Origin of the sequence: Acinetobacter sp. P1(2025), from assembly GCF_051390655.1 — a bacterium.
In the GTDB taxonomy this organism is placed as follows: Bacteria; Pseudomonadota; Gammaproteobacteria; order Pseudomonadales; family Moraxellaceae; genus Acinetobacter; species Acinetobacter junii.
Genome location: NZ_JBPKBJ010000101.1, coordinates 1 through 10517 on the forward strand (window position 1 = coordinate 1; position 10517 = coordinate 10517).

Here is a 10517-nt window from a genome sequence, read left to right on the forward strand (position 1 = left end):
CATATAAATGGGTAGAGTACAGGTTGCTGTAGAAGCATGTTTAATTCGTCTAATCACAGATACTTTATAAAGCATTTTAATACTTTTTTGAATCTGTCAATGCGTAAGTCCTACATAATTTGCTTGATGAAATTTATTAATATTATTGGTACTACGGGTTCTGGCAAATCTACGCTGGCTCGAAAGTTGGCGGAAAAATTAAAAATACAATATATCGAACTGGATGATTTGCTATGGCTAGATGATTGGCAAGAATCTTCAAATGATGCATTTTTTTGCAAACTTAAACTGAGTATGGATGCAGCATCAACGGGATGGGTGATCGATAATCTTTATTCACGCAGTATTGATATGATTTGGTCTGAGGTGGATACGGTCATTTGGTTAGATTATTCTTTTTCTGTTAACTTTTATCGTCTTACTAAACGGACTTTGTGGCGTATTTTAAGTCGTGAGCGATTATGGAAAAACTCGAATAATAGAGAGAACTTGAAAATGGTATTCTCCCAAAAATCGATTTTTTTATGGATGTTTCAGAAATATCCACAAAATAAGAAAAGGTATTTAGCCATGATGAACAACCCTAAATACCAGCACATACGATTTATTCACCTAACTTCGCCTCGGAAGACAGCTGCTTTCATAAAACAAATGAGTGTTGATTGATAATTGGCATTAAAATCAGGGTGTTGGCTATATTTTTCAAGATAATTTTTGGGCTTTACGGCTGTAATACTTGTTATTAGATTGCTTATCAATGAGTTTTTTTCAAAACAATCTCTTTAAAAAAATAGATTAAAATCTGAGATTAAACTATTGATTAGACAAGTTTAAATGAAAGAATTGACTATATTCAGATTCATTATATTCAGCAAAGGCTTCACCCTCTACGAAACCAAATTTCTTGTATAGATGAATTGCTGCATCAAAGTGGGAGTCTTTCCCCGTTTCTAAACTCACTTTTTCATAGTTGCTATGTTTAGCAATTTTTAAAAGATAATCGAGTAAGTGTGTCGCTACACCTTGACGTAGATGTTGGGGATGAGTCCGCATCGATTTAAGTTCAGCATGATAGTGGTTAAGCTCTTGAATCGCACCACAACCAAGAAGCTGATCATCACGCCAAAGTGTATAAAATCGAATGGAGTCTTTTTGTAGGCTGCTGAAATCGAGTGCAAAACTATGCTCAATAGGTGTGTTCTGATGCATGCCGTGCAAATGAATGCGTATGAGGTCTTGGACTTGAGGGTCTGAAAAATCGCCTTTTTTGATTATCATTATTTATCGTGATTGTTGAGGAATATAGTGGATTAATACCATATTTTTCAACAAGTGTTCAACTTTTTAGGGTTGAACACTTTGTCTGATTTAAGTTAATTGTGATGCCCATGCAACTGACGATATAAACCTGGGGTAACACCAGTCCATTTTTTAAAGGCGCGGTGAAAGGTACTAGTTTCACTAAAGCCAACTTGTTGAGCAACATCTTCTAAAGTGAGGTTTGGAGTGAGCAATAAATGAATCGCAGCGTCACGACGTAAGGCATCTTTGACACCTTGATAGCTTTTACCTTCCGCAGCCAAACGACGACGTAATGTTTGAGGAGATAAATACAACATAGATGCCACATCATTTAAAGTTGGCATTTCTTCGCCGATTTGGCTCTTCAATACATCACGGATACGCGAAGTGAGTGAGTTGGTGTTTTTGAATTTCACTAGAAGTTGTGCTGGTGCGGCTTTTAAAAACTCTTCTAAAGTTTTTTCATCCTGACGAATAGGTAGATCTAAATAATCTGCAGCAAAGGTAATTTCTGTACGCGGTGCGTCAAACTGCATCACTGGTGCAAAAAATAGCGCATCATATTCATCAGCATGGTTAGGGCGTTCATAACCAAAATGGACGCGCTCCAAAGGTAAGCGACGTTCGATTAACCACGAAGCAAGACCATGCCAAATCATCAGCATACTTTCCGTAATAAAATGATCAGGGTCAAGCGCTTTAGGAATGTGAGGTACTAAACGAGCTTCGTGTTTATCACGCTCTAAACTTACAGACCATTCATCACCGAACAATTTGTAAAATTGTGAGGAAAGTTCGAGTGCTTGTCCAAGTGTTTTCGAATGTATGATCAATTGGCACATGATCGCAAATGTACCTAAACGACGTGGTTGAACATCGAAACCAACGTGTTCGTCTTGGGTGACCATCCATAACATTTTGACAAAGCGAGTGTATTGCTCTGGGGAGATTCGAGCTTTAGGTTGACGAAGCAATTCTGCTTCAATACCGACATGTGAAAGTAATGTTTCAACGTCCATGCCTAGGCGTTTTACACCTGTTAAAGCCGCATTCACGAAGTGGATGCTGATCGTATCACGGCTCATATTGAATCCTTCAGTTTCTTTACTATTCACGATAATTGACCTAAATAACCGTCTAAAATATCTAATTGAGCAATTGACAAGAAAAAATTATTGCTCACTAAGTACATGTTAAATTGCCGAAACTATCAAGGTAAATGGCTGAACATGACATTGTTTTTGTGTTTATCCGAACCTAGTATAAAAGAAAATTTGAACAATATGAGTAAAAATTATTATGCCAACTGCTTTAAAGGGATTGAAAGTTCTAGATTTTTCTACTTTGTTGCCTGGTCCATTCGCAAGTATGTATCTTGCAGACATGGGTGCAGAAGTTATCCATGTAGAATCTCCGAGTCGTCCAGATTTGGTTCGAATCATGCCACCTTATGCCAATGGTCAAGCCACAGCGCATAGTTATCTTAATCGAAATAAACAGTCTATTACGCTTGATCTAAAAAATGCTGCAAATATTGAGTTAATTAAAAATAAAATTTCAGAGTTTGACATCCTTCTTGAACAATTTCGACCAGATGTGATGCGTCGATTAGGGTTGGATTATGAAACGCTTGCTGAGATCAATCCTCGATTAATCTATTGTTCTATTACAGGTTACGGTCAAACAGGTACATATAAAGATCGTGCAGGGCATGATATTAACTATCTAGCTTTAGCTGGTATTTCGGGTCATAGTGGTCGCCAAGATAGTGGACCACCTCCATTGGGTGTACAGATTGCGGATGTTGCAGGTGGTTCTTTGCATGCGGTTATTGGGATTTTAGCTGCTGTAGTTGAGCGTCAGCGTAGTGGTATGGGGCAATACATAGATATTTCTATGACGGACTGTGTGGCTAGTTTAAATAGTATGGCCGCCTCAGCAAGTTTGGCTGGTCAGACACCGCAAGGTCCTGAGCAAGGGATGCTGAATGGTGCTATTTTCTATGACTATTATGAAACCAAAGATGGTCGTTATTTCTCTGTAGGAAGTTTAGAACCACAGTTTATGACTGGATTAGCTGGTGCATTAGAGTTACCTATATTGATGGCAAAAGGTAGTTCTTTTGACCCTGAAGACCGTCAAGCGATTAAACAAGCCTTAAAGGAAAAGTTTAGATCCAAAGATTTTGCTGAGTGGCAATCAATTTTTTCGCAATTAGATATTTGTGTGGAGCCAGTGTTGAGCTTAGATGAGGCTTTGACTTCACCGATTGCAAAACAACGCGGTTGGGTGGTCGATGTACCTTTATCTGAAAATACAGATCAAACTGAGCCTCAATTAGCATGCCCAATTAAATTTTCACGTTCTCAAATGCGATATCAATTTATCGGACAAGGATTGGGTCAAGGAAAATGGTAGAAAATATGTGCATAGAATCACAACTTGGTAAAATATTGCACATTTAATCAAGTGATTAACATTTTGAATAAATTAATCAATTAAAAATGGGCGTAACCTTTTATATACAAAAACATAAAAGGTTACGTAAACATGACAATCTCTAAATCATGGGTTGTATCTTGTTTATCCGTTCTTTCATTAAGTCTTTTCACACATCACACTCAAGCAGCTTCTTCCGCATTTGATCCTCATGGTCAATGGCTGTTAGGTGATTGGAACGGTCAACGCACTGCGTTACAAGATCAAGGTTATAACTTTTCTGCTGATTACACAGGTGAATTTGCAGGGGTTTTAGATTCTAAACAACATTCAAGTCATGGCAGTGAATTCACTGGGCAACTGGCTTTAGGCACACACTTTGACTTAAATAAAATTTTAGGTTGGCAAGACACTGAAGCTCAAATCACGGTGACCTATCGAGATGGCCAATCATTGTCCAAAACTGCAGATGGTTTACAAGGACATCTAAGTTCTACCCAAGAAGTTTGGGGGCGTGGTCAAACTTGGCGTTTAACTGATCTATGGATCAAAAAGAAATTTTTAGATCAAGCTTTAGATATCAAGGTGGGACGTTTTGGTGAAGGTGAGGATTTCAACAGTTTTAACTGTGATTTCCAAAACTTGGCATTATGTGGCTCTCAAGTCGGCAATTGGGTGGGTGATCAATGGTACAACTGGCCTGTCAGTCAATGGGCATTGCGAGTCAAATATAACCTGCAGCCAGATTTATATGCGCAAATTGGTGCGTATGAATATAACCCAGAGAACTTACAGCGTGGTAAAGGCTTTAATTTAAGTACAGATGGATCACATGGTGCGATTATTCCAGCTGAGCTGGTCTGGGCACCAAAACTAGGTCAACAATCTCTTTTAGGTGAATACCGTTTTGGTTACTACTACAGCACTGCCGATGCTGCTGAAATTGAAAACCCAAGCAAAACTGGACATAAACAAGGCGGTTGGTTTACTGCCAAACAGCAATTAACACGTCATGATGATCAATCTGATCGTGGTTTAACTGGTTTTGTGAATCTCACAGTACATGATTCAAAAACCAACTCCATCAAAGATATGCAAAATGTTGGATTGGTTTATAAAGGTTTGCTCAATCAGCGTCCACAAGATGAACTAGCACTCGGCGTAGCACGTATTCATGCTAATGACAAAAACAATCCTTTATTAGATGAAGAATACAATACTGAGTTGTATTACGGCATCCATGCAACTAATTGGTTGACCATCCGTCCAAATATTCAATATGTACATCATGTCGGTGCGTTGAAAGATGGGGATAAAACATGGGTGGGTGGCGTCAAGTTTCAAACCATTTTTTAAGTGTTTTATTCGGAGTTCTATAGCTCATGTTTGCAACTCAATCGGGCTATAGAACGCTTTAGATTTTTAATTGAATGTTAAGTGAATTGATCATTTGCTTAATCATTCTAATAAATACAAAGATGCAAGGTGATCTTATGAATCAATCTGCTTCAAAATCAGGATTACGAACGTTGACGGTAATGATCCTTGCCCTCATTGCTTTGTTCCTGCTTATTGGTGGAGTATGGCTCGCAGCTATTGGCGGGTCTTTTTATTATGTGATTGCAGGTGTGTTGTTACTCATCGTAGCAGTACAACTTTATAAGCGTGCTTCTGGTCCACTCTGGGTCTATGCGGCTTTAATGTTAGGAAGTGTGATTTGGGGTGTTTGGGAAGTTGGAACGGACTTCTGGGCACTGGCTCCACGTCTTGATGTTTTGGGTGTGCTGGGTTTGTGGTTGTTAGTACCTGCTGTAACAAGAGGTATTGATAAACTTGGCTCAAGTAAGGTTGCACTATCATCGACTTTAGTTATTGCTATTGTGGTGATGGTGTACTCGATCTTTAATGATCCTCAAGAAATTAATGGTGTGATTCAAACACCTCAACCTGCACAAGCGAAAGCAGTTGATGGTGTAGCACCTGAGGACTGGCCTGCCTATGGTCGTAGTCAAGGAGGGGAGCGTTATTCTCCTCTGACTCAAATTAATGACAAAAATGTCAAAGATTTGAAAGTTGCTTGGACATTCCGTACAGGTGATTTTAGAACTGAAAATGACTCAGGTGAAACGACTAATCAGGTGACACCAATTAAAATCGGCAACAATATGTATATGTGTACGCCACATCAACATTTGATTGCACTTGATCCAGCAACAGGCAAAGAAAAATGGCGTTTTGATCCAAAACTTAAAACGGACAAGACTTTCCAACATTTAACTTGTCGCGGGGTGATGTACTACGATGCTGCAAACACCACTGAGTTTGCAACCAGTTTACAGGCGAAAAAATCAACTTCGACTGAATGTCCTCGTAAAGTTTTTGTTCCGGTTAATGATGGTCGCTTAGTCGCGGTGAACGCAGATACAGGTAAAGCATGTTCTGACTTCGGTCAAAATGGCGAAGTCAACTTACAAGAATTCATGCCATATGCCTACCCAGGTGGCTATAACCCAACTTCACCAGGTGTTATATCTGGTACTACAGTGGTCATAGCAGGTTCAGTGACCGATAACCATTCCAATAAAGAGCCATCAGGTGTGATTCGTGGTTATGACGTGAATACTGGTAAGTTGCTGTGGGTATTCGATACGGGTGCTGCTGATCCGAATGCAATGCCAGGTCAAGACACAACATTTGTGCATAACTCGCCAAATGCATGGGCGCCACTTGCTTATGATGCAAAATTGGACATCGTCTATGTACCGACAGGTGTAGGTACACCTGATATTTGGGGAGGCGACCGTACTGAGTTGAAAGAGCGCTATGCGAACTCAATGCTGGCGATTAATGCAAGCACAGGTAAGCTCGTTTGGCATTTCCAAACCACACATCATGATTTGTGGGATATGGATGTACCATCACAACCTTCATTGGCGGATATTCAGGATAAATCTGGTCAAACGGTTCCTGTGATTTATGTCTTAACTAAAACAGGAAATGCCTTTGTTTTAGATCGTCGTAATGGTCAGCCTATAGTACCGATTACTGAAAAACCAGTCCCGCAAACAGTGAAGTGGGGACCACAAACCAAAGGTGAGTTCTATGCTAAAACTCAACCATTCTCTGACTTTAACTTAGCACCTAAAGATAAATTAACAGATAAAGACATGTGGGGTGCCACCATGTTTGACCAGTTAATGTGTCGTGTGAAGTTTAAACGTTTGAATTACGATGGTATTTATACACCACCTTCTGAAAATGGCACTTTAGTATTCCCAGGTAATCTCGGTGTATTCGAATGGGGCGGTATGTCAGTGAATGCTGACCGTCAAGTTGCAGTCATGAACCCGATTGGCTTGCCATTCGTAAGTCGTTTAATTCCAGCAGATCCAAACCGTCAAGCAGTCGCACGTGGTGCGGGTACAGAGCAGGGCATGCAACCGATGTATGGTACGCCATATGGTGTAGATATTAGTCCGTTCCTGTCTCCATTCGGTTTGCCTTGTAAGCAACCTGGTTGGGGCTTTGTTGCTGGTGTGGATTTAAAAACACACGAAGTGGTTTGGAAAAAACGTATTGGTACGATTCGTGATAGTTTGCCAAATCTATTCCAATTACCACCAGTGAAAATTGGAGTACCAGGTTTAGGTGGTTCGATTTCAACAGCAGGTAATGTGATGTTTGTTGGGGCGACTCAAGATAACTACATCCGTGCCTTTAATGTTTCAAATGGCGATAAGTTATGGGAAGCTCGTTTACCTGCAGGTGGTCAGGCAACACCAATGACTTATGAAGCTAACGGTAAACAATATGTGGTGATTATGGCGGGTGGACACGGTTCATTTGGTACTAAAATGGGTGATTATCTCGTTGCCTATGCTTTACCAGATAAGAACTAATTTCATTTGGAAATTGAATGTAAAAGCTCAGATTCGTTTGGGCTTTTCCTTTTTGTAGTCATTAGATAGGCTTATCAATAAAACCGTTATTAAATATGCAAAAAAAGCATTTTATTGATGAAACAAAGCTCGTTATGCTAAACGCCTTTATAATGAATGACTAGCCATACGCCATGTATTTATATACGGATTTCGATCAACAACTGATTAACCAACGCGTTGCTCAGTTTCGCGATCAAACAGAACGCTATTTAGCAGGAAAATTGACCGAAGACGAATATCGTCCATTACGTTTGCAAAATGGTTTATACGTGCAACGTTATGCGCCGATGCTCCGTATCGCCGTGCCGTATGGCTTGATGAATACTAAACAACTTAGAAAAATTGCTGAAATCGCGACCCAATACGATCGTGGTTATGCTCACGTTTCAACACGTCAAAACATTCAGTTAAACTGGCCGGCATTAGAAAATGTTCCGGATATTTTAGCTGAACTTGCGACAGTGCAAATGCATGCTGTGCAAACCTCAGGTAACTGTATCCGTAATACCACCACTGATCAGTTTGCGGGTGTGGTTGCAGGTGAAATTGCTGATCCGCGTCCTACATGCGAATTGATTCGTCAGTGGAGTACATTCCACCCTGAATTTGCATTCTTACCACGTAAGTTCAAAATCGCTGTTTCTGCTCTAGAAGAAAAAGATCGTGCTGCAACAGCATTTCATGATATCGGTGTTTATATCGTACGCAATGATGCTGGTGAGATTGGTTATAAAATCATGGCGGGCGGTGGCTTAGGTCGTACACCAATTATTGGTAGCGTCATTCGTGAGTTCTTACCACGTGAAGATTTGATTGCTTATCTTGAAGCGACTTTACGTGTATATAACTTACATGGTCGTCGTGATAACAAATATAAAGCACGTATCAAAATTTTAGTTAAAGCACTTACGCCAGAAGTCTTTGCTCAAAAAGTTGAGGCTGAATTTGAGCACACACGTGAAGCTCTAAGAATTCAACCAGAAATCTTAAAAAAATTGGATGAAGAATTTACACCATTCGATTATCAAGACCTAGAAGATGAGGATTTCACAGCATTATTCGCTGAAAATCCAAAGTTCAAACAATGGTACAACGTCAATACTAATGCTCATAAAGTTAAAGGTTATCGTATCGTTACGATTTCTTTGAAGCGTGCTGGTATTGCTCCTGGTGACGTAACATCAGAAGAAATGAACTTAATCGCTGATTTAGCAGATAAGTATACCTTTGGCGAGTTCCGTACTACACATGAACAAAATATTTCATTGGTAGACGTACCACAGAAAAATTTATTTGAATTGTGGCAAACGCTTGAACAGCACAACATGGCTCGTGCACATATTGGTTTTATTACCGATATTATTTGCTGTCCAGGTGGTGATTTCTGTTCATTAGCTAACGCAAAATCAATTCCTATTTCAGAAGCGATCACACGTCGTTTTGAAGATCTTGATACCATTTATAATTTAGGTGAACTAGACCTAAATATCTCAGGATGTATGAATGCTTGTGGTCATCACCATGTAGGCAATATTGGTATTCTTGGTGTAGATAAAAAAGGTGCTGAGTTCTATCAAATCACTTTAGGTGGTAATGCGAATCATGATGCATCTATTGGTGATATTTTAGGACCATCTTTTGCTGCAGATGCTGTACCCGACGTGATCGAGGAAATTTTGAATACTTACCTAGATTTGCGTACTGAAGGTGAGCGTTTTATCGATACATACCGTCGTGTAGGGATTCAGCCATTTAAGGAGCGTGCTTATGCTTAATACATCGCTACAAGTGCTTTCTAAAGATGGCACGATTGCAGACAATACTTATCAAGTTATTGCAGAAGATGGAGCAATTCCCCAAGGTGATGTTGTTTTAACAACAGCTCAATTGAATGAATTGCCAAATATACAAGGTAAAAAAGCGTTGTATATCACTGTAAATGATTCACCTGAAACACATCAGTTCCCTTTAAGCGAATTAGATGCAATATTCATTGAATTTGCTGGTTTTAATGATGGTCGTGGATATTCATTCGCAGCATTATTGCGCCGTCAAGGATATCAAGGTGAGTTACGTGCAGTCGGTGATATCTTTAAAGATGTTTTAAATTATTTAAAACGCTCTGGGTTTGATACCTTTGTAGTAAAAGAAGGTAAAGATATTCAGGAAGCAGCAGCTGGTCTGCAGGATTTTACAAATCCTTATCAAGCTTCAACAGCTGTGCCTCAAGCAAGCTATCAAACTGGTGCATAAGCCACCCGTGATCAATAAGCTGAACTAAGGTTCAGCTTTTTTGTTTTGTAAAATTGGATTAATCAAGAGCCGAAAAATAACAATGCTAACTCTCTTATCAAAAATCAATCCAGGTGTAATTTGGCTATTAATCGCTATAGCAACTGATGTACTTTCAACTTTTTATTCAGCCAAAGCAAATGGATTGGTCAATAAGCTGGATCAAGGTATTGCTTTGGTGCTGTATCTTATTTCGTTTACTTGCGCTGCGATTGCTTTGAAATATATGCAAGCTGGAATTTTATATGTGCTTTGGTCTGGTATCGGTGTAATTGCCACAGCAGTACTAGCAAAAGTTTTTTTGGGGCAGAATATTGATTTAGCGGGTTGGATTGGAATCGGTTTTATTACCATCGGTTTGATGATAATTGCACAATACTCAAATATTAATGTTTAAAAGTACTATCAAAAAATTTTCTTTTGATAGTACTTAGGACTTACGCATTGACGGATTCAAAAAAGTATTAAAATAGTTTATAAAGTATCTGTGATCAGACGAACTAAACATGCTTCTACAGCAACTTGTACATTACCCATTTATAT

At 39.3% G+C, this 10517-nt stretch carries 9 protein-coding genes; 7 read left to right on the forward strand and 2 right to left on the reverse strand.

Going from position 1 to position 10517, the window contains the following annotated elements:
• Positions 1 to 126: 126 nt before the first annotated feature.
• Positions 127 to 666 carry an AAA family ATPase gene (locus ACSC97_RS16670; RefSeq protein WP_087539802.1) on the forward strand — a complete coding sequence of 180 codons (540 nt, stop codon included), beginning with the start codon at positions 127 to 129 and terminating at the stop codon, positions 664 to 666.
• 147 nt (positions 667 to 813) lie between these two features.
• Here ACSC97_RS16670 and ACSC97_RS16675 read toward each other — a convergent pair whose 3' ends face one another.
• Together ACSC97_RS16675 and ACSC97_RS16680 are read right to left on the reverse strand one after the other, a co-directional pair.
• A complete protein-coding gene (locus tag ACSC97_RS16675) occupies positions 814 to 1278 on the reverse strand; it encodes a GNAT family N-acetyltransferase (RefSeq protein WP_436662052.1) in 465 nt (154 codons plus the stop codon).
• A gap of 95 nt (positions 1279 to 1373) precedes the next feature.
• A complete protein-coding gene (locus ACSC97_RS16680) occupies positions 1374 to 2387 on the reverse strand; it encodes an AraC family transcriptional regulator (RefSeq protein WP_004908826.1) in 1014 nt (337 codons plus the stop codon).
• Between the two features lie 214 nt (positions 2388 to 2601).
• Here ACSC97_RS16680 and ACSC97_RS16685 point away from each other — a divergent pair, with 214 nt between their 5' ends.
• The 6 genes from ACSC97_RS16685 to ACSC97_RS16710 all read left to right on the forward strand — a co-directional run bounded on the left by ACSC97_RS16685 (position 2602) and on the right by ACSC97_RS16710 (position 10371).
• Positions 2602 to 3720 (forward strand): CaiB/BaiF CoA transferase family protein, encoded by a 1119-nt coding sequence (locus ACSC97_RS16685; RefSeq protein ID WP_436662054.1) that lies wholly within the window; start codon positions 2602 to 2604, stop codon positions 3718 to 3720.
• 132 nt (positions 3721 to 3852) lie between these two features.
• Positions 3853 to 5097 carry a carbohydrate porin gene (locus ACSC97_RS16690; protein ID WP_436662056.1) on the forward strand — a complete coding sequence of 415 codons (1245 nt, stop codon included), beginning with the start codon at positions 3853 to 3855 and terminating at the stop codon, positions 5095 to 5097.
• A 137-nt stretch (positions 5098 to 5234) separates the two neighbouring features.
• Complete coding sequence (locus ACSC97_RS16695) at positions 5235 to 7640, forward strand: glucose/quinate/shikimate family membrane-bound PQQ-dependent dehydrogenase (RefSeq protein ID WP_126131732.1); 2406 nt, start codon at positions 5235 to 5237, stop codon at positions 7638 to 7640.
• A gap of 173 nt (positions 7641 to 7813) precedes the next feature.
• Positions 7814 to 9457, forward strand: coding sequence for a nitrite/sulfite reductase (locus tag ACSC97_RS16700; protein ID WP_004908811.1), 1644 nt, complete (start codon positions 7814 to 7816; stop codon positions 9455 to 9457).
• A complete protein-coding gene (locus ACSC97_RS16705; RefSeq protein WP_004950495.1) occupies positions 9450 to 9935 on the forward strand; it encodes a DUF934 domain-containing protein in 486 nt (161 codons plus the stop codon). The genes ACSC97_RS16700 and ACSC97_RS16705 overlap by 8 nt, the downstream gene beginning before the upstream one ends.
• An 82-nt stretch (positions 9936 to 10017) precedes the next feature.
• On the forward strand, positions 10018 to 10371 hold the full coding sequence (locus ACSC97_RS16710; protein WP_436662059.1) for a DMT family transporter: 354 nt from the start codon (positions 10018 to 10020) through the stop codon (positions 10369 to 10371).
• The last annotated feature ends 146 nt before the right edge of the window (positions 10372 to 10517 follow it).